The organism is Rheinheimera sp. EpRS3 (assembly GCF_001513785.1).
In the GTDB taxonomy this organism is placed as follows: domain Bacteria; phylum Pseudomonadota; class Gammaproteobacteria; order Enterobacterales; family Alteromonadaceae; genus Alishewanella.
This window is the reverse complement of record NZ_LNQS01000012.1, coordinates 43,680-63,717: the sequence shown is the minus strand read 5'-3', so window position 1 is coordinate 63,717 and position 20,038 is coordinate 43,680. Positions and strand designations below refer to the sequence as shown.

15 protein-coding genes are annotated in these 20,038 nt (G+C 48.2%); 7 read left to right on the top strand and 8 right to left on the bottom strand.

Annotated features, from left to right (window positions below; translation table 11 throughout):
- Positions 1-159: 159 nt before the first annotated feature.
- The 5 genes from ubiG (at position 160) to AR688_RS18990 (ending at position 6,095) form a co-directional block, all read left to right on the top strand.
- On the top strand, positions 160-870 hold the full coding sequence (gene ubiG, locus AR688_RS19015; protein ID WP_068237942.1) for a bifunctional 2-polyprenyl-6-hydroxyphenol methylase/3-demethylubiquinol 3-O-methyltransferase UbiG: 711 nt from the start codon (positions 160-162) through the stop codon (positions 868-870).
- 340 nt (positions 871-1,210) lie between these two features.
- Complete coding sequence (nrdA, locus tag AR688_RS19005) at positions 1,211-3,496, top strand: class 1a ribonucleoside-diphosphate reductase subunit alpha (RefSeq protein ID WP_068237935.1); 2,286 nt, start codon at positions 1,211-1,213, stop codon at positions 3,494-3,496.
- A 70-nt stretch (positions 3,497-3,566) separates the two neighbouring features.
- Positions 3,567-4,697 (top strand): class Ia ribonucleoside-diphosphate reductase subunit beta, encoded by a 1,131-nt coding sequence (nrdB, locus tag AR688_RS19000; protein WP_068237932.1) that lies wholly within the window; start codon positions 3,567-3,569, stop codon positions 4,695-4,697.
- Between the two features lie 8 nt (positions 4,698-4,705).
- Entirely contained in the window at positions 4,706-4,960 is a 255-nt protein-coding gene (gene yfaE / locus AR688_RS18995) for a class I ribonucleotide reductase maintenance protein YfaE (RefSeq protein ID WP_068237929.1), read from the top strand.
- Between the two features lie 70 nt (positions 4,961-5,030).
- Positions 5,031-6,095 (top strand): tetratricopeptide repeat protein, encoded by a 1,065-nt coding sequence (locus AR688_RS18990; protein WP_068237926.1) that lies wholly within the window; start codon positions 5,031-5,033, stop codon positions 6,093-6,095.
- Between the two features lie 20 nt (positions 6,096-6,115).
- On the opposite strand, the gene AR688_RS18985 is transcribed toward AR688_RS18990, so the two are convergent.
- The 5 genes from AR688_RS18985 to AR688_RS18965 all read right to left on the bottom strand — a co-directional run bounded on the left by AR688_RS18985 (position 6,116) and on the right by AR688_RS18965 (position 9,595).
- Positions 6,116-6,685, bottom strand: a complete 570-nt coding sequence (locus AR688_RS18985; RefSeq protein ID WP_068237923.1) for a YceI family protein — start codon at positions 6,683-6,685, stop codon at positions 6,116-6,118.
- Positions 6,686-6,699: 14 nt separating this feature from the next.
- Positions 6,700-7,248 (bottom strand): cytochrome b, encoded by a 549-nt coding sequence (locus AR688_RS18980; RefSeq protein ID WP_068237920.1) that lies wholly within the window; start codon positions 7,246-7,248, stop codon positions 6,700-6,702.
- Between the two features lie 166 nt (positions 7,249-7,414).
- Complete coding sequence (gene trhO, locus AR688_RS18975; protein ID WP_068237917.1) at positions 7,415-8,329, bottom strand: oxygen-dependent tRNA uridine(34) hydroxylase TrhO; 915 nt, start codon at positions 8,327-8,329, stop codon at positions 7,415-7,417.
- Positions 8,330-8,422: 93 nt separating this feature from the next.
- Complete coding sequence (locus AR688_RS18970; protein ID WP_068237914.1) at positions 8,423-8,953, bottom strand: YaeQ family protein; 531 nt, start codon at positions 8,951-8,953, stop codon at positions 8,423-8,425.
- Positions 8,954-8,998: 45 nt separating this feature from the next.
- The gene (locus AR688_RS18965) at positions 8,999-9,595 is read right to left on the bottom strand and encodes a LysE family translocator (RefSeq protein ID WP_068238098.1); all 597 of its coding nucleotides are present in this window, start codon (positions 9,593-9,595) and stop codon (positions 8,999-9,001) included.
- Between the two features lie 219 nt (positions 9,596-9,814).
- On the opposite strand from AR688_RS18965, the gene AR688_RS18960 reads away from it, so the two are divergent.
- A complete protein-coding gene (locus AR688_RS18960; protein WP_068237911.1) occupies positions 9,815-12,190 on the top strand; it encodes a TonB-dependent receptor in 2,376 nt (791 codons plus the stop codon).
- A gap of 32 nt (positions 12,191-12,222) precedes the next feature.
- On the opposite strand, the gene AR688_RS18955 is transcribed toward AR688_RS18960, so the two are convergent.
- Both AR688_RS18955 and AR688_RS18950 read right to left on the bottom strand, forming a co-directional pair.
- The gene (locus tag AR688_RS18955; RefSeq protein WP_068237907.1) at positions 12,223-13,557 is read right to left on the bottom strand and encodes an NAD(P)/FAD-dependent oxidoreductase; all 1,335 of its coding nucleotides are present in this window, start codon (positions 13,555-13,557) and stop codon (positions 12,223-12,225) included.
- A 14-nt stretch (positions 13,558-13,571) separates the two neighbouring features.
- Positions 13,572-14,138, bottom strand: a complete 567-nt coding sequence (locus AR688_RS18950; protein WP_068238095.1) for a GNAT family N-acetyltransferase — start codon at positions 14,136-14,138, stop codon at positions 13,572-13,574.
- Between the two features lie 219 nt (positions 14,139-14,357).
- Here AR688_RS18950 and AR688_RS18945 point away from each other — a divergent pair, with 219 nt between their 5' ends.
- The gene (locus AR688_RS18945) at positions 14,358-16,919 is read left to right on the top strand and encodes a TonB-dependent receptor plug domain-containing protein (protein ID WP_068237904.1); all 2,562 of its coding nucleotides are present in this window, start codon (positions 14,358-14,360) and stop codon (positions 16,917-16,919) included.
- 77 nt (positions 16,920-16,996) lie between these two features.
- Here the strand turns inward: AR688_RS18945 and ydiJ are convergent, their stop codons facing one another.
- Positions 16,997-20,035, bottom strand: a complete 3,039-nt coding sequence (ydiJ, locus tag AR688_RS18940) for a D-2-hydroxyglutarate dehydrogenase YdiJ (protein ID WP_068237902.1) — start codon at positions 20,033-20,035, stop codon at positions 16,997-16,999.
- Positions 20,036-20,038 lie beyond the last annotated feature (3 nt).

Below are 20,038 nucleotides of genomic sequence, written 5' to 3'. Positions count from 1 at the left end.
GATAACTCGCTTTTGTCGATGTTATAAAGCGCGAGACAACGCAGGATTCTAACACAGAAAATCACGCTTGCCATGCCCCAAATGCAACGCAAAGCACGCTTCGGCATTGCTCAAATGGATCAAGGCTTTATAATGCGCAAAAACTAACGAGCATCCAATATGACTGCAGATACTAATGTTGATCCGGGCGAAATTGCCAAGTTTAACGATATTGCCTCACGCTGGTGGGATCCAAGCGGCGAATTTAAGCCATTGCATTTACTCAATCCGGTACGGTTAAGCTACATTAGCGACGAGCTGCAAGGCCTGTTTGGTAAAACCGTTATCGATATCGGTTGTGGTGGCGGCATTTTAGCGGAAAGCATGGCGCGCAGCGGTGCAGTGGTAACCGGGCTGGATATGGCCAATGATTCCCTCAACGTAGCACGGCTGCACGCGCTGGAAGCCGGTGTTGAAGTAAACTATCAGCAGGTTACTGCCGAGCAATATGCTCAAAGCCATGCGGCACAGTTTGACGTGGTGACCTGTATGGAAATGCTGGAGCATGTACCACAGCCGATGTCGGTTATTCAGGCCTGTGCTGATTTAGCCAAACCCGGTGCAATGCTGTTTTTCTCTACACTGAATAAAACCTGGAAAGCTTACCTGCTGGCCATTATTGGCGCAGAGCAAGTGTTAAAACTGGTGCCCAAAGGTACACACGAATTTAGTAAGTTTATCCGCCCATCCGAGCTAATGCGTTTTATCGAACAAGCCGGGCTTGAAGTAACAGACGCTACCGGGCTGCACTTTAACCCGATTAACGAGAGCTTTAAAACCGGCCCCGGTGTAGACGTAAACTATATCGTCGTTGCCCGTAAGCCATCCTGAAACATCAGGCTGGTGATTTTTCCAGCATCTAAATAGCCGCTGGCTATAAAAAAAATATTGATAGAATAAATAAATTTAACCAGAGAAAAAGCTTGCGTTGTTCCGGTATATCTTTGCACACTGGCGGGGCGGTTAGCAGCTACTAACCCCAACCTTAGCGGCGGTATTTTTCCTCAGTGTTAAGCCTTGCAAAAAATCAAAATACACACTATCTTGTGATCACTTTCAAAAAAGCACCTATATGTTGTGTAATTAAGCAACAATGGCTGCTGGTAAAATAGCCGTGCGCTACATGGCTGACTATAACCATTAATTACAACTGAAATGGAAATCTGCAGCAATGACTCAATCTCTTTTCGTCACTAAACGTGATGGCCGCCGTGAAGCCTTAGACCTGGATAAAATTCACCGCGTTATTACCTGGGCCGCCGAAGGTTTGTCGAATGTATCGGTATCTCAGGTTGAGCTAAAGTCTCATATTCAGTTTTACGATGGTATTAAATCTGAAGATATTCATGAAACCATTATTAAGGCTGCGGCAGATCTGATCTCAAAAGACTGCCCGGACTACCAGTATCTGGCCGCCCGCCTGGCAGTGTTTCATTTACGTAAAAAGGCCTACGGCCAGTTTGAACCACCACACCTTTACGACCAGGTTGTCAAAATGGTGGAAGCCAAGCGCTATGATCAGCATATTCTGGCCGATTACAGCCGCGATGAGCTGGAACAAATGAACAGCTTTATCGACCACAGCCGCGATTTAAACTTCAGCTATGCTGCGGTAAAGCAGTTGGAGGGTAAGTATCTGGTGCAAAACCGGGTTAGCGGTGAAATTTACGAAAGTGCACAGTTCCTCTACATGCTGGTTGCCGCCTGCCTGTTTGCCACCTACCCTAAATCGACCCGTTTAACCTATGTGCGCCGCTTCTACGATGCTTGCTCATTATTTAAATTGTCACTGCCAACCCCAATCATGTCAGGCGTGCGCACCCCGACCCGTCAGTTTAGCTCTTGTGTGCTGATCGAGTGCGGTGACAGTCTGGACTCTATTAACGCCACCTCAAGCGCTATTGTTAAATATGTTAGCCAGCGCGCCGGTATCGGTATTAACGCCGGCCGTATTCGTGCACTGGGCAGCCCAATCCGTAACGGTGAAGCGTTTCATACCGGCTGTATTCCGTTTTATAAGCATTTTCAAACTGCGGTTAAAAGCTGCTCGCAAGGTGGCGTCCGTGGTGGTGCAGCGACGTTATTCTATCCGCTATGGCATTTAGAAGTTGAATCTCTGTTGGTGTTAAAAAACAACCGCGGCGTAGAAGAAAACCGCGTACGGCATTTAGATTACGGCGTGCAGTTTAACCGCCTGATGTATACCCGGTTAATTAAAGACGACTATATTACGCTGTTCAGCCCGTCTGATGTGCCCGGCCTGTACGATGCTTTCTTTGAAGATCAGGAAAAGTTTGAAGAATTGTATGTTAAGTACGAAGCCGATACCTCTATCCGCAAGAAGCGCTTAAAGGCACTGGAATTGTTTACGCTGTTTATGCAGGAACGTGCCAGTACTGGCCGTATCTATCTGCAAAACGTTGATCACTGCAATACCCACAGCCCGTTTAATCCGAAGTTAGCGCCGGTGCGCCAGAGCAATCTGTGTCTGGAAATTGCGCTGCCAACCAAACCGATGAACGATGTAAACGATCCGGAAGGCGAAATTGCTCTGTGTACGCTGTCAGCGTTTAACTTAGGCGCTATTGAAAACCTGAACGAACTGGAAGAGTTAGCTGAACTGGCGGTGCGCTCGCTGGACAGCCTGCTGGATTATCAGGACTACCCTATTCCGGCTGCTTTTCATGCCTCGATCAGCCGTCGTACCTTAGGTGTGGGTGTCATTAACTACGCTTACTATCTGGCGAAAAACGGCGTGAAATACTCTGACGGTTCAGCTAATGGTTTAACACACCGTACTTTTGAAGCCATTCAGTATTATTTACTCAAAGCGTCGAACAAGCTGGCACAGGAATTTGGCGCCTGCCCTAAATTTAATGAAACAACCTATGCCCAGGGCATACTGCCAATTGACAGCTACAAGAAAGATCTCGACAAAGTGTGTAACGAGCCACTGCTGCTGGACTGGGAGCAACTGCGTAAAGACATCGTTAATCATGGCTTGCGTAACTCCACGCTGTCAGCATTAATGCCGTCTGAAACGTCGTCGCAAATTTCCAATGCCACTAACGGCATTGAACCACCGCGCGGCCATATCAGCGTTAAAGCCAGTAAAGACGGTATTTTAAAGCAGGTGGTGCCGGAGTATGAGCGGCTGAAAAACCAGTATGAGCTGTTGTGGGATATTCCGAACAATACCGGTTATATCTCTCTGGTGGCCATTATGCAGAAATTTATCGACCAGACCATTTCTGCTAACACCAACTATGACCCCAACAAGTTTGATGGTGGCAAAGTACCCATGAAGCTGTTGCTGCAAGACTTACTGTCGGCGTATAAGCTGGGGGTAAAAACCATGTACTACCACAATACCCGTGACGGCGCTTCAGACATACAGGAAGACATTAAACCTGAAGTGGAAGATGACGGCTGCGCAGGCGGTGCCTGTAAAATTTAATTCCGGACTAAACGGGCTACTTCGGTAGCCCGTACTTTGTAATGACACCCTATTAGGACGATAAGCGGCAATGGCGTACACAACCTTTAACCGACAAATTAACGATCAAATGAAAGAGCCAATGTTCTTCGGTAATCCGGTGAATGTTTCGCGCTATGATCAGCAAAAATACGGCATTTTCGAAAAATTAATCGAAAAACAGCTGAGCTTTTTCTGGCGGCCGGAAGAAGTTGATGTCAGTAAAGACAGGATTGATTACCAAAACCTGCCGGATCATGAAAAGCATATTTTTATCAGCAACCTGAAATACCAGACACTGCTGGATTCCGTACAGGGCCGTTCGCCCAATGTTGCTTTTCTGCCTATTGTTTCTTTGCCTGAGCTGGAAACCTGGATTGAAACCTGGGCCTTTAGTGAAACTATTCACAGCCGCAGCTATACCCACATAGTACGTAACATTAGTGCCGAGCCGCACAAAGTGTTTGACGATATTATGCTGAACGAAAAAATTCTTGAACGCGCCGACGATGTTACCCGCTACTACGACGACCTGATAGACGGCATTAACCTGTATCAGCGATGTGGTGAAGGCACGCACACTATTAATGGTGAAACACACAGCATCAGCCTGTACGAGCTTAAACGCCGGTTGTACTTGTGTGTCATGTCGGTAAACGTGCTCGAAGCGATTCGTTTTTACGTTAGCTTCGCCTGCAGCTTTGCTTTTGCCGAGCGGGAGTTAATGGAAGGTAATGCCAAGATTATCCGCCTGATAGCCCGCGACGAAGCGCTGCACTTAACCGGCACCCAGCATATGCTGAATATTATGGCAGCCGGTGATGACGATGCAGATATGGCAAAAATTGCCAAAGAATGTGAAGAAGAAGCTTATGCTATTTTCCGCAAAGCCGCCGAGCAGGAAAAAGACTGGGCTCAATACTTGTTTAAAGACGGTTCAATGATTGGCCTGAATAAAGATATTTTATGCCAGTATGTCGAATACATTACCAACAGCCGGATGCAGGCTATTGGCATGAAAGCCATTTTCTCGACCACGCAAAACCCTATTCCGTGGATTAACACCTGGCTGGTATCTGACAACGTGCAGGTCGCGCCACAGGAAGCTGAAATCAGCTCTTATCTGGTTGGCCAGATAGATAACGAAGTTGATGGTGGCGACTTCGGCGATTTCGACCTCTAAGCCTGTTTATGCCTGGCGTTAAGCTTAGCAATGGCGTTGTGATCAATTTTGATGGCAGCGCCCAAACCTTGCTTGAGGCACTGGAGCGCAAAAAACTAGAGGTAAACTTTCATTGCCGTGAAGGTTATTGTGGTGCCTGCCGCTGTAAATTAATCAGCGGCGAAGTAAATTATATAAATGAGCCGCTGGCTTTTGTGCGTAAAGGTGAGTTTCTGCCTTGCTGTAGCGTTCCGGTTACAGATATAGAAATTGAAATCCCCTGAACTGATGGTAATTTCCAGCGTATTCCCGCAGACTATTGATAATACTCGTTGATCTTTAAGGAGATCGATAATGAAAGCCTTATTGTTTTTGCTCGCTGGTGCCCTGCCCAGCAGCAATGTAGCCCAGTACGAAGCATTGCTGGCTAAATCTCAGTTTAGCGAACTTGAACACCAGATTTTACAACAAAGCGACTACAAGCAGCATGGCGATGTGTTAGTGGTGTATGCCAGGGCATTGATTGCACAGCAGCGGCTGGAAGATGCCAACACCCTGCTTAACTTCGCCGTAGAGCAGTTTCCGGGTAACAGCGAGCTGAACTATCTGGCAGGCTTGGGCAAAATCCGTTTAGCAAGTGATGGTAACGTATTTTCGGCTAAAGAGCGGGCGGCACGTGGAGTAGAGCTACTGCAAAAAGCCGTGATTATAAAACCTGACCACTACGCAGCCCGCCAGGCATTAATTGATTTTTACAGCGTTGCACCTGCCAATGCCGGCGGCGATAAGGAATTAGCCCTGGCCATGACAGAACAACTGGCTAAAGAAAATCCGGCTCAGGCTATACTGGCAAAGAGCCGTATTTTACTTAATGAGAACAAGCCAACAGAAGCTCTGGCATTGCTGGAAACCATGATGCCTGATCCGCCTAATGCACGTTTGCTGGCGCGTAAAGCACAAATTCTCACTGAGCTGGAAGAATACGATGCCGCCTTTGTAAACTATAAACTGGCAGCTGAGCATGCTACTGATCTAACCGATAAATACAATGCGCTGTACCATATCGGCCGTCTGGCTGTAGTGGCTGATCAGGATGCTATGTTGGGTATTACCGCATTGCAGCAATATCTGGAGTTTTATCAGGATAGTGAAAACAAAATATTGCCCTGGGCAACCTTACGTCTGGCGCAGTTAATGTACCGTACCGGTGATAATTTTGAAGCCACATTGCTGGTTGGCAGCCTGACACATGCCCGGGTTGCAGATGAAGAATTTAACCTTATTTTGCTAAGCTTACTCAGTGCGTTAAAAGCCAAAGCCGCGCCTGCCGTTATTGAGCAGCCAGAAGCGGTTACAGAGCCGGTGGAAGACAAACAAGATAACGGACAGGATCAGTCAGAAACAAAACAGGAGATCTGATGATCTCCTGTCTTTATATCTTACTTACGAATACCTTCTACCGTTAAGTCCAGCTGCACTGTGGCAGATGCCGGGCCTAAATCAGTATTAATAGCAAAGTCTTTTAATGTCAGGGTAGTAGTACCGGCAAAGCCTGCACGGTAACCGCCCCACGGATCTTTACCCTCGCCCAGTTTTTCAGCAGCAATAACAACCTCTTTAGTAACACCGTTTAAGGTAAGGTTACCGTGTAAATCAAAACTTTCACCAGCTTTTGGTACAACTTTAGTGCTGACGAAAGTGGCTTTAGGGTGCTTACTAACATTCAAAAAATCACCGCTGCGTAAGTGCTTATCACGCTCAGCATGGTTAGAGTCCACACTGTTAGTATCAATAGTCAGCTGAATTTTAGAGGCTTCCAGTTTGTTAGCATCGTAGCTGAAATCACCGGAAAACGTATTAAAGCGGCCATACAGCCAGCTGTAACCCAGGTGGCTTATTTTAAACTGTACAAAGGCATGAGCGCCCTCTGTATCAATTACATAATCAGCTGCTTGCGCCGGTATTGTCATCATTGCGGCCATTGAGGCAGCCAGTAATAGTTTTTTCATGGTGATCTCCAAAGTTAAGGTTTACGCCCAAACATGCGTTTTAGCGTATTGTCTTTATCAATAAAATGATGCTTTAACGCCGCCAGGCCATGTAGTACAGCCAAGGTTATTAAACTGTAGGCGACATATTCATGCACCAAGCCTGCTATATCCGCCTGGTTGGCAAACAGCGCCCCCAGCGCAGGTACATCAAACCAGGTAAATACCGCTATTGGCCGGCCATCCTCAGTCGAGATCAGATAGCCACTTAACACCAATATAAAAATACCTAAATACAAACAAAGCTGTACTACGGCCGATGTACGTTTCTCCCAGCCTTTATGCGAGGCCAACGCTGGTGGCGGTGGGCTGAGATAACGCCATAACACACGCAGTAACATTGCTATGGCCAGTAAGATACCAACACTTTTATGCCAGTATGGCGCAGTTCGATACCATTCGCTGTAATAGCTCAGATCTACCATCCAAAAACCCACGCCAAACAAGCCAAATACTGTTAATGCTACTAGCCAGTGTAGTACGACACTGATTAAACCATAATGGGATGAACTATTTTTCAGCATACTGAGCTCCTATAATTTCTTGATAATATAGCAATTTCATTAAAGTAAAATTGCAATATTCATCCAAAATGATTCTATTTATTAGAAAGGTTTGCCGATGTCATTTTTATAACGGCGCAAAAAAGCCAGCATTAAGCTGGCTTCAGATCATAGCTAACGGCAATATTTACTCAAATTTACCATCACGAATATGTTTATCGCCGCGCTGTTTGGCCAGCTCTACCTGGCGCTGGCGCTCGGCAAAAGCGGCTTTTTGCTCGTCTGTTGTTTTATCATGGCAATGCGGGCAGCTTAAACCTTTAACATAGTGCTCGGATGCCATTTCAGCTTGGGACAGCGGCATGCGGCAGGCATAGCACTGATCATAGCTGCCCTGCTCCAGGCCGTGTTTTACCGCAACGCGCTGATCAAATACAAAGCATTCGCCTTGCCACAGGCTGTTTTCTTGCGGCATTTCCTCTAAATACTTTAAAATACCGCCATCGAGGTGATACACCTCGTCAAAGCCCTGCTCTTTTAAAAAAGCAGTGGATTTTTCACAGCGAATGCCACCGGTACAAAACATGGCAACTTTTTTATGTTTGGTTTTATCCAAATTATCAGCAGCCCACTGCGGAAATTCACGAAAGGTTGTGGTGTTAGGGTTGACTGCATGTTTAAAGGTGCCGATCGCCACTTCGTAATCATTGCGGGTATCGATCAGGATGGTATCAGGATCGCTGATAAGTGTGTTCCAGTCGTCACCTTTAACATAAGTGCCGACAATGTGCGCCGGGTTTATACCCTCCACGCCCATGGTGACAATTTCTTTTTTCAGCTTTACTTTAGTGCGGTAAAACGCCAATTCATCAGACAGCGATTCTTTATAGCTCATGCCAGTAAAGCGGCCATCGGCATCCAGCCAGGCTTTAACCGCATCCACACCAGCACGCTCGCCACAAATGGTGCCGTTAATACCCTCTTCGGCCAGCAACAAAGTGCCTTTAACTTTATTGGCGACCATGTAGTCGTACAACGCATCGCGCAGCGTAACGTAATCAGGTAAACGGACAAACTTATATAAAGCAGCAACTACATACATATCTCACCTCTTGCAGTGTCGGATCGTAAATCCGTAGCAATTAAAAACCGCGCGTATTATAGCGTTCACAGTAATTAAGGCAAGGCCACAACATTAATGTGGTTTTTCCAGCAAGGCAGTAAGATTAAGTTGTAACAGATGCTCACCGTCGGTGATGGATAACAGCGGATCTTCACGCCAAACGCTGAGTTTCATATGGCTTTTCAACATCAGGCAAAACTCCGCCAGCTGTGCCGAGCTAACGGAAAAAATACGCTGATTAGGCAGCAAATCGTTATGCTGTGCTTTCGTCGTTTCCTGTTCGTCTAATACCAGCAACAGTTGATCCGCCAGGTGCGAGGCGCGCAGCAGGCGTTTTTCGGCGACCAACTCCAGTTGGCACCAGAGCTGAAAATGCTGTTGTTGATCCTGAATATACAAGTCAGGCGCTTTACCGCCTGAGTCATCTTTAGCAAAACTGGGTTGTTGCTCGTACAAGCTAAGATAAGCCAGCAAACGTTTGGCAAAATGCTCAGCGCTCTCGCCCTGCCAGGGCGAGACATAATGCCGTTGTTGCTGATAAGCATGGCTGGCTTCGCAACTGTATTGCAGATCCAGCTTTATTACCTTGCTGGCCATTTGCATGATAGCAACCCCACTAAACCAGACTCTGCCTGGCGTATGCAGAGTTTAGCTGTTAATACTGGTCACTACCAAATGCATAGCCAGTGCCAACAATAACAAACCCATTAAGCGGTCAAACCAGTAGCCCTTTAGTAGTAAAAAACCTCTTACTTTAGTATGGGTTAACACCACAGAGAGCATACAGAACCAGGCTGCAGTGGCGATGGACATATACACACCGTAGATAATTTTGTAAGAAAGTGGCGTAAGCGGCGAAATAATGACCGCAAACAACGATAAAAAGAACAAGGTTGCTTTAGGGTTTAAACCATTGGTAATAAAACCGGTAATAAAGGCTTTACGCGCCGACGGCACTTTATCAGCGCTGCTGCCGGCTATCGCCTGTTCAGGATGCGACGGCGCCTGGCTTCTTAGTGCCATTACACCGATATAAAACAAATAACCCGCTGCGGCAAAGCTCAGCACTTTAAACAGCCAGGGCGTAGTTTGAATAAGTACGGCAATGCCCACCAGTGACCAGGTAACATGCAGTAGTATTGCAGCACCAATGCCAATGCTGGCAGCAATCGCTTGTTGGCGACCAAAGCGTACTGCATAACGCAGCACTATGGCAAAATCAGGCCCCGGGCTTGCTACGGCCATCAGGTGCACTAGCGCAATTAATAAAAATTCTGGCCAAAAACCTGTCACGTAAACCTCTGCTGCAAAAAGCCATTATTCTAATAACTTCTGCCACTGTTGTACCAGCGTTTAATCGCTCAGCGTTGCAGCTTAGTCGTTTCAGACAGTACAGCGCTTGCTGGCACATAATAAATCTGTAAAATGTTACAATATCACGCTAATTTATTGAGAGAATACAAGATGCGCCGTTCCCCTGCTTTGCGACGTTACAGCCTGCTAGCGGTATTTGTCAGCCTGGCATTTAATGTTGCAGCACAAGAGCCATCACAACGCTATACCGGCGTTGTAACCGATACCGAGGGCCTGCCGCTGAAAAACGCCCGGGTGCATATTCATGGCCGCCAGCAGTATGTGTATGCCGATGAGCAAGGCCGGTTTAGTATACAGGCGCCGGCCAATGCTGAACTGCATATCTCTGCCGCCGGTTATGGTGACAGCTTTGTTACTATAACGCCGGCGCAACCACAACTGAATATCAACTTAGCGCCGGGCGGTGTAGAACGTATTGTGGTAGCCGCTTCTGGTATTCATAAATACAACCTGGAAATGGCTACACCGGTATCGGTATTAACCGGTGAAGAGCTAAGCCGTCGCACCGAGCCTACCATTGGTGAAACGCTGAAGTATGAACCCGGCGTGCACGCAAATTACTATGGCCCTGTGGCATCAAGCCCGGTGATCCGCGGTTTGGACGGCCCGCGTGTACGTATTTTAAATAATGGTTTAGACACGGCTGATGTATCCCGTGTCGGGCCGGACCATGCTATTACCGCCGATGCAATTACCGCACAACAAATAGAAGTGCTGCGTGGCCCCGCTACGTTGTTGTATGGCAGTGGTGCTATTGGCGGTGTTATTAATGTGGTAGATAACCGTATTCCGCGCCAGTTACGCAGCAGCAGCGAAACCAAACTGGAAACCCGCTATGTTGATGTATCAGATGAAAAAACCGCTGCGCTGAACCACGAAGGCAGTAGCGATAATATCGCCTGGCATTTTGATGGCTTTAACCGTGATGGCTCAGACTATGATGTACCACGTTTTAGCAACGATGAAGGCGAAAGCAGTAAAACCCTGGAAAACTCCTGGATCCAAAGCAAAGCCGTTAATGGTGGTGTCAGCTACATTGGCGATCGGGGCTTATTTGGCATCAGCATTGGCCGGTTAGAGTCTGACTATGGCATCCCAGGCCATCATCACGCAGATGAGCACGAAGAAGAACATGATGATGAACATGAAGATGAGCATATGCATGCTGACGAAAGTGTTTTTGCTAAATTAAAGCAAAACCGCGTTAGCCTGGCTGGCGAATGGTATACCCCCTTTAGCGGTATTGAAACGCTGGCGTTTAATACTGCCTACACCGATTATCAGCATCAGGAAATTGAAGCTGGTAGCATTGGCACCACCTTTAAAAATAAAGCTCTGGAAAGCCGTATTACGCTGGAACATGAGGCAATTGGCGGCTGGCACGGACTGGTGGGTTATCATTTACAGCACTCTGATTACCAAGCCTTTGGCGAAGAAGCTTTTACGCCAGACAGCAAGACATTAACGCACGCCTTATTTCTGTTGGAAGAAAAGCAGTTCGGTAATGTGTCCGCTCAGTTGGGTGGCCGTATCGAACGGACAAAACATGACGCCGGCACACTGGCGCTGGGCCATGATGGTGCCTTAATCAATGGTATTTCTGACAGATTTGCCGCTGTCAGTGCATCGGCCGGTGTGGTTTGGGAATTTGTACCGGGTTTTTCCTGGGCACTGGCGGTTAGCCGCTCAGAGCGCGCGCCAAGCGCAGCCGAGCTGTATTCTAACGGAGCCCACATCGCTACCAGCAGCTATGAGCTTGGCCTGATGTACCAGCTACACGATGGCGAACTGGAATTATCGGAACATAAAGCAAAAAGAGAGACGGCAAATAATATCGATATCACCTTTCGCAGTTTTAAAGGTGATCTGAGTTTTACCTATAACTTTTTCTATAACAAGGTACATAACTATCTGTACCTGGCAGATACCGGCCTGACAATGGAAGATCTGGAAGCGGGCCATGATCACGACACGGGTGAAGAAGATGCTGCTGAGGAAGATCACAGCCACGACAGCTTTGGCCTGTATCAGTATCAACAACAGGATGCCACTTTATATGGTGCCGAATTTGAGGCCCGTTATCAGTTAGATCATGCCCAATCACTAAATGTGTTTTTTGATGCAGTGCGCGCTAAACTGGACGGCGGCGATTACCTGCCACGTATTCCACCATATAAAACCGGTTTAGGCTATCAGTATACAGGCATCAGCTGGAGTGCTGATATTGGCGTAACGCGTTATGCTAAGCAGAACAAGGTGGCCGCCAATGAAACGCCAACCAAAGCCTATACCCTGCTTGATGCCAGCCTGAATTACGATTTCAGCCTGTCGCAGTTGGATATGACGGCTTTTGTACGCGCGACTAACCTGACTAACGAGCTGGGCTTTGTGCACAGCTCCTTTATCAAAGCCGATGCGCCGCTGCCGGGTCGGGCTATAACACTGGGCCTGCGGGCTACCTTCTGATTACATTGCGCCCGGCTTAGCCGGGCTTTTTATTACAGAAAACGATCTTTAACGCGGCCCCACTGATAATAAGCCTGCTGACCAAGGCGTCTGAACGCCGGTAACGGGAACGGTGCCAGCCGGCTTTGATAGATCGGCAACGGCGGTACAGCAACACCGGTGGCTAATTCTGCCAGCCGGACACCGGCCAGGGTGCTGAACGACACACCACTGCCGCAATAACCGGCAGCGTAAAACAAATTATCTTCCGCCTGACATACCCGCGGTAAATCGTCATACGACACCGCCACCCAACCGCTCCAGTGATAGTCACAGCGCACATCCGCCAACATTGGAAAACAGCTTTTCAGTGCGCTTAGCAAGCGTGCCGGATATACTGCTTTTTCAGCATCACGGCCATACACTGCACTGCGTCCGCCAAATAAAATACGGTTGTCCGGCAGTTTACGGTAATAGTACTTCAGCGCGCGTGTATCCATTATTAGCTGGGTATGGTGTAAACCACTTTGCAGCAGCTGTGTTGGCGTTAATGGCTCAGTTACAATAATGCTGCTTAATACCGGCAAACAAGCGCGGTTTAATGGAGAATACAGCCCTCTTGGGGTGTAACCATTTGTCGCCAGCACCAGTTGCTTACAGTGCAAACGGGCTTGAGGGGTATGCACCACAAAACCATTACCCGAGCGTTGCCAGCGTAACACCGGTGAGGCTGTATATAATTGCACCCCGCTACGCTGCGCCATAGCAGCATAGCCCTGTGCCAAAGCCAGCGGATTTACGCCAAAGCAATCGGGAAATTTAATCGCACCATAAGCTTGTATATTGTGCATATAGTCACTTTTTAGCTGCGCCGGTGATAAATAAACAGCCGGATAGCCAAAATGGCGCTGTAAAAAATCTGCCTGTGCCGGTAAATCGGCACCCAAAGAGGCTTTGTGCGCCACTTTTAAATAGCCTTCAGGCTGGACATCGCAAGCGATATTGCCATCAGCAATCATATGCCTTACCTGAGCCACAGCGGCACCGTATTCCTGATGAAACAGTAGCGCAGTATCTAAACCGAAGCGCTGTGTTAACTGTGCCAGGCCCAACCGCCCGGTGCCACGCAGCACAAAACCGGCGTTGCGCCCGCTACAGCCCCAGCCGGCCTGATGCGCTTCTAATACGGTAACTTCGCGGTTAAAACGCTTTGCCAGCTGATAGGCGCAGCTCAGGCCGGTATAACCGGCACCAATTACCACAACGTCAGTACTTTGATCCGCTGTAATTGCTGCAGTGCTGCCGCTGTTTTGTACTTGTGCCGCCCAGTAAGAAGACGGATAAACCGCCCCCTGCCCAATATCATGCTCAACCAGCGGATCATACATAGCGCACTCCTAAACTAGCCGGCACTAAAGGTTAATACCATTTCTGCTGCACTACAGTTGCACAATGCCCCGCATATTGGGCAATAGTAACCTGCGGTTTCAGACAAATGTCGCCAGCGCTGTGGGTGAACTTTTACTAAAACGGCCCCGGCATAGCTAAAATAACGCTGTGCGGCATTACCCGGGCTTTCACGCCAGATATGCGCCAGCCCGGCTTTGGCGCCCTGTTGCTTTAAAGCTGCAACTGAGGCCTGTAACAGTGAGGACGCAACGCCTTTACCCCGTTGCCCAGCACTTACCCCGACAGATTTAAAGTATGCCATATCGGCGCACGGCACTGGCCATAGTGCTTCTGTGCACCAGCGATCGGGTTGCCACTGCCCGGCAGCAAAGCTTAAGCGGTAACCAATTAGCTGCTGTTGCTCATCAATCGCAACAAAGCTGGCGTTAATGCCCTTTACTATCCCTTGCAGATGCATTGCAACCAGACTGGCGTGGTTAAGATAATTATCGCCATGAATAGCATTGGCCAGGCTGACAACTGCGGGAAAAAAAGCCGGGGTAAGTTCGCTGATCTGCACGTTGCTGTCCAAACAAAAAAGGTAGTGCAGTTTATAAATCAGGCAACCGGTTAGCTGCAATCTATTTTTATTCCTGCAAACGAATGCAATTACCGATTAGAGCGACGAAATACCATAAATCTGCGATAGACAACCGGCAAATTATCCAATAAGGTTAATAGGACGCAACAAAAACAACATAAGCGTCTGGTAGATAGAAAAATAATCCAGGAAAAGACTATGAAAAACCATAACGACTATCATCCGGTTGCCCGCGCAGTTAAATTTGCACTGGCAGCATCACTTTCTTTTGGTATCACCTCAACCGCAGCGCTGGCACAGGACACGCCATCCACTGGCGCCGCAGAAAAATCGATTGAAAAAATTGCCGTTGTCGGCAGCCGTTCGGCGCCGCGTTCTATCGGTGACTCGCCGGTGCCGGTAGATATTATTGGCGGTGAAGAACTGAATAAAAACGGCAACTCGGACATGCTGAACCTGATCAGCACCACAGTGCCGTCTTTAAACGTACATGCCCAGCCTATCAGCGATGCAGCATCGCTGATCCGGCCTATCAACCTGCGGGGGTTATCGTCTGACAGTACGCTGGTGCTGCTAAATGGTAAACGCCGGCATCGATCTTCGGTTATTTCATTTCTGGGCGGCGGTATAAACGACGGCGCTCAGGGGCCTGATTTATCCGTTATCCCAGGCATTGCCATGAAGCAGGTAGAGGTATTGCGTGATGGTGCAGCAGCCCAGTACGGCTCGGACGCTATTGCCGGTGTTATTAACTTCGTACTGAAAGACGCAGCAGAGGGCGGCACTATTGAGGTTAAACGCGGCGAGTATTATGCCGGTGATGGCACCTCAACTGAAGTGGCTGCCAACGTGGGCATGCCGCTAACCAAAGACGGCTTTGTCAACGTCAGTATGCAGTACAAAAATGTTGATGCTACCAGCCGCAGTGTACAACGTGGCGATGCTCAGGGGTTGATAGATGCGGGCAATACCTTTGTAGCGAACCCGGTACAGGTGTGGGGAGCACCTGAAATTAACGACGATATTACGCTGTTTGCCAATGCAGGGCTTGATTTAGGCAACGGTGGCGAAGCCTACATGTTTGGTAACTACTCTGAACGTGATGTGCGCGGTGGCTTCTATTATCGTAACCCACATAACCGGCCACAGGTATTCTCAAATGATGGCGGCGAAACACTGCAGGTGGTAGATACCAGCGGCGCCGGAGGCTGTGCAAACGTGCCTATTTCTGGTTTAGATCATGCACAAATTACCTCTGCTGTTAATGCTCTGCCCGACAACTGCTTTACATTCTTCTCTATGTTCCCGGGCGGTTTTACCCCTAACTTTGGTGGCAACATTACCGACACCTCATTAGCCGTGGGTACTAAAGGTGAATTTAAAAACGGTTTTGCCAGTGGCATCATGTACGATTTCAGTGGTGTTGTTGGCCGCAGTGAGTCAACATTTCAGTTATTTAACTCGGTCAACGCGTCTTTAGGCCCGGAAACCCCTACTGATTTTGAAGCTGGCAGATATATTCAGCTGGAAAAAACCTTCAGCGCTGACTTTGTAAAGTTTGTCCCTGCTGGTTTATATGAAGACTTAACCGTTGCTTTTGGTACTCAGTGGACAGAAGAAAGCTTTGAAATTGTCGCCGGTGAACAGGCATCCTGGGAAATTGGCCCTTATGTCGACCAGGGCCTGAGTAACGGCTCTAACGGTTTCCCCGGTTTTCAGCCACAAACTGCCGGTATCTCTACCCGACGTAACTATGCAGCGTACGTTGATGTTGAAGCCGAGTTTACCGAAAAACTGTTAGGTGCGGTGGCACTGCGGTTTGAAGACTATGACTCTTTTGGCACCACCACTAACTATAAACTGACCGGTCAGTATCGTCTAACTGACGATTGGGCATTACGGGCCTCAACCAGTACCGGCTTTCGTGCCCCGACTGTTGGTCAGGCTAACGTAAGCAATGTGCGTACTGAAGCTAACCAGGGCGTATTGGTAGATATCGGTGTTTTACCCCCCACTAACCCGGTAGCACAGCTAAAAGGTGCCACAGAGCTACAACCGGAAGAATCGACCAGTTACGCCTTTGGTCTGGTTTACACCGGCTACGACTTTTTTGTTACTGCCGATTACTATCGTATTGAGGTAGAAGATCGTATCAGCCAGTCTGATGCTATTCCGGTTACGCCTGAGGATATCGCCGAGCTAAAAGCCGCCGGTGTGCGTGGTATTGATTCATTAACCAGTATTACGTACCTGACAAACGATTTTGACACCCGTACCCAAGGTATTGATATTGTGGCTAACTACGCTATGGATCTGTACGGTGGCCGCAGCAGTTTTGCCCTGGCCTATAACTGGAATGATACCGAAGTTACCCGCTTTACCAATATTACCGGCGCATTCCGTGTATCACGGTTGGAAGAGGATCTGCCTAAACACAGAGCTACCTTTACCTGGACGCAAAGCTGGGATGACTGGTCAATGTTCCTGCGTACCAACTATTACGGTACTTACCAGGGCGTACATGCGGATGACCCAAGCCGTACAACTAACGCGAGCTGGAAAGTAACACTGGATGCTGAAGTCAGTTACTACATCAACGATAGTTTTATTGTCTCTGCCGGTGCGCAAAACTTACTGGATAATGATCCGGAAGAATTGCCAGACGCCTGGAAAGCCGAACTGGGTGGCAAGTATTATGAAACCTCACCGATGGGAATTAACGGCGGTTACTGGTACTTAAAAGGCACTTATAAGTTCTGATCCTTTGTGGTTAAACCAAATAGCTGTTAACACAAAAAATCCGCCCTGACCGGCGGATTTTTTTATGGCTATCAAGGCTACATCGCTGCCAGCAAGGCCTGCAGCGGGTGTTTTGGCTTATCCCCTACCAGCCGTTTTACCTGGCTGCGACAGGAAAAACCGGTAACCAATATCTGCTCTGTACCAAATTGCTCAACCGGTGCACGCCAGCTCATATCAAACAGTGCTTTGCTGTTATTCAGATTTTGCGCTTCATGGCCGTAAGTACCTGCCATGCCGCAGCAACCCACGCTCACCGGTTTTAAGCTTAGCCCTGTGCTGCTAAATATTTGCTGCCAGGCTTTTTCAGTGGCCGGTAAGGCAGTTTTTTCCGTGCAATGCGCCAGTAAAGCAAACTCAGCGGTTTTACTTACTTTTGGTAAGCTTTGTTGTACCAGCCATTCATGCAGTAATTGCACGTTAAAATCACCGCGCTTATCGGCCAGTGCTTTGTTGTACTCATCGCGGTATACCAGTACTAATGACGCATCCAGCCCCAGCATCGGTAAGCCAAGCTGTTGCAACTGATTTAAAAACTGTGCTGCTGTGGCCGCAGTTTTGGCAAAATCGCGTAAAAAGCCTTTTACATGCTGCGGCTTACCATTGGGTAAAAATGGCAGCAACACCGGGTTAAAACCAAGCTTTTGCAGTAAATTTAACGCATCAGCTACCAGCTCTGCTTCATAAAAGCTGGTAAAAGGGTCTTGCACCAGCAATACCGTGCGCGCTTTTAGCTCTGTTGGCAGCTGCTGCAAACTAACTAAATCGAAACGATACTGCTCACCAATCTGCTGCGCCAACGTTGGCACCGATAATAGCGGTGTATCAACATAACCTACTGTCTTTTCAAGCAGCGTGGCGGTAATGCTGCGCTTTAGCACAAAGTTAACCAGCTTGGGCGCCTTGGCTAATAACGGTGCTGTGCGCTCAATATTACCAACGATATAATCTTTCGCCGGGCGTAAATAACGGCTGTGGTACAGCTGTAAAAACCGCGCGCGAAACGACGGCACATCGACTTTTATCGGACACTGGCCGGCACAGGCTTTGCAGGCCAGACAACCTTCCATAGCGTCCATCACTTCATGCGAGAAATCTTCTTCGCCCTGACGCTTTGCCAGCGTATTTTTTATACGCTGCCATAAACCATTGATACCGGCTGATTTATCTAGCAACTGCTGCTCTTGCGTCAGTACATCCAGGCCTTGCAATTCGGTTAGGCGTAACCATTCACGCATTAATCCGGCCCGGCCTTTAGGGCTGTGGCGCCTGTCTTTGGTGACTTTGCTCGACGGACACATCGGCGAGTTTTCTTCGTAATTAAAACACAGGCCATTACCATTGCAGTTTAAGCTGCTGTCGAAGCTGTCTTTCACTGCTACCGGAATTTGCCGGTCAAAGTAAGCCCGCTTTACACCATCTACCGACACTAAGCTGTCAGCACTGTTAAACGGCGTACAAATTTTACCGGGGTTTACTCTGTTGCGTGGATCAAAAGCTGCTTTAATCTTGCGCAGCTCGTTAAACAGCTCATCACCAAAAAATGCCGGGCCGTATTCACTGCGATAGCCTTTACCATGCTCGCCCCACATCAGGCCGCCGTATTTGGCCGTTAATGCCACCACCTGATCGGAAATAGTGCGCAGCAATTGCTCCTGCTGCGAGTCGCATAAATCCAGCGCCGGGCGCACATGCAATACACCGGCATCAACATGGCCAAACATGCCATATTGCAGGCCGTGGCTGTCGAGCAGTGCGCGAAACTCCATAATAAAATCGGCCAGATTCTCCGGTGGCACGGCAGTGTCTTCGGTAAAAGGAATGGGCTTTTGCCGGCCTTTAGCATTACCCAGCAGCCCTACTGCCTTTTTGCGCATGGCGTAAATATTGCCAATAGCGGCATTATCATAGGTAAGCTGGTAGCCAATAATGCCATCGGCTTTATCTGCTATTGCGCCGTCCAGCCGTGCCGTTAGTGTGGCAATTTTCTGTTCAATTTCGCTTTGCTGTTCGCTGTTATACTCCACCATGTTCAGGCCCTGCATTTCAATGGCGGGCACGTCGGTGATTAAGTCTTTTACCTGATGCCAGATAATATCGGCGCGGGCTAAATTCAGCACTTTGCTGTCAACGGTTTCAACTGATGTCGCTTCAGCCGCCACCAGAAACGGGGCGTTACGCAGCGCACTTTCAAAACTGTCGTATTTAACATTAACCAGACATTTGTATTTGGCAATCGGCGTAATATTCAGTTTGGCCTCTGTTACAAAACCAAGTGAGCCTTCAGAGCCGGTAATAATGCGTGATAAATCAAACTCGGTTAAATCGTCATTAAACACATGCTCTAAATCGTAACCGGTTAAAAAACGGTTTAAACGTGGAAATTTTTCTAAAATTTGTGGCCGGAAATTGCGACAGCTATCGAGCACCTGCTGGTAAATACGGCCAATGCTGTTTGGCATCTGGGCGCGGTGCTCAGCTTCAAAAGTCGCCATTTTATGGGTATTTAATATATTGCCATCTATCAGCACTGTTTTTAACGCTAACACATGGTCACTGGTTTTACCGTAAACTAATGAGCCTTGCCCCGAGGCATCGGTATTTACCATTCCGCCGATAGTGGCGCGATTTGAGGTGGATAAATCCGGCGCAAAGAAAAAGCCGTAAGGTTTTAAAAACGCATTCAGCTGATCTTTAATTACCCCGGCCTGCACCCGCACCCAGCGCTGTTCGAGGTTAATTTCCAGAATGTTGCGCATATGGCGCGATAAATCTACCACCACGTGTTCAGTAAGTGCCTGGCCGTTAGTGCCGGTACCACCGCCGCGCGGGCTGAATTTAATATGCGAGAAACTGGACGTTTGCGCTAATGACGTAAGAATAACCAGATCGTCGGTGCTTTTGGGTAGCAACACGGCCTGAGGTAGCGCCTGATACACGCTGTTATCAGTAGCAACCGCTAAACGGCTGCCATAACTGGTTTCGATATCGCCGTTAAAGCCAGCGGCAACTAAGGCTTTGCTAAAAGCAGCAATGCTGGCATCCAGCGCGAGTTCGGGATTAAGCTTTGGGATCATAAC

Bases quoted from the DNA above. Each gene is read 5' to 3' on its own strand.
- ubiG (WP_068237942.1), top strand. From the start codon at position 160: ATGACTGCAGATACTAATGTTGATCCGGGCGAAATTGCCAAGTTTAAC.
- nrdA (WP_068237935.1), top strand. From the start codon at position 1,211: ATGACTCAATCTCTTTTCGTCACTAAACGTGATGGCCGCCGTGAAGCC.
- nrdB (WP_068237932.1), top strand. From the start codon at position 3,567: ATGGCGTACACAACCTTTAACCGACAAATTAACGATCAAATGAAAGAG.
- yfaE (WP_068237929.1), top strand. From the start codon at position 4,706: ATGCCTGGCGTTAAGCTTAGCAATGGCGTTGTGATCAATTTTGATGGC.
- AR688_RS18990 (WP_068237926.1), top strand. From the start codon at position 5,031: ATGAAAGCCTTATTGTTTTTGCTCGCTGGTGCCCTGCCCAGCAGCAAT.
- AR688_RS18985 (WP_068237923.1), bottom strand. From the start codon at position 6,685: ATGAAAAAACTATTACTGGCTGCCTCAATGGCCGCAATGATGACAATA.
- AR688_RS18980 (WP_068237920.1), bottom strand. From the start codon at position 7,248: ATGCTGAAAAATAGTTCATCCCATTATGGTTTAATCAGTGTCGTACTA.
- trhO (WP_068237917.1), bottom strand. From the start codon at position 8,329: ATGTATGTAGTTGCTGCTTTATATAAGTTTGTCCGTTTACCTGATTAC.
- AR688_RS18970 (WP_068237914.1), bottom strand. From the start codon at position 8,953: ATGCAAATGGCCAGCAAGGTAATAAAGCTGGATCTGCAATACAGTTGC.
- AR688_RS18965 (WP_068238098.1), bottom strand. From the start codon at position 9,595: ATGGCCGTAGCAAGCCCGGGGCCTGATTTTGCCATAGTGCTGCGTTAT.
- AR688_RS18960 (WP_068237911.1), top strand. From the start codon at position 9,815: ATGCGCCGTTCCCCTGCTTTGCGACGTTACAGCCTGCTAGCGGTATTT.
- AR688_RS18955 (WP_068237907.1), bottom strand. From the start codon at position 13,557: ATGTATGATCCGCTGGTTGAGCATGATATTGGGCAGGGGGCGGTTTAT.
- AR688_RS18945 (WP_068237904.1), top strand. From the start codon at position 14,358: ATGAAAAACCATAACGACTATCATCCGGTTGCCCGCGCAGTTAAATTT.
- ydiJ (WP_068237902.1), bottom strand. From the start codon at position 20,035: ATGATCCCAAAGCTTAATCCCGAACTCGCGCTGGATGCCAGCATTGCT.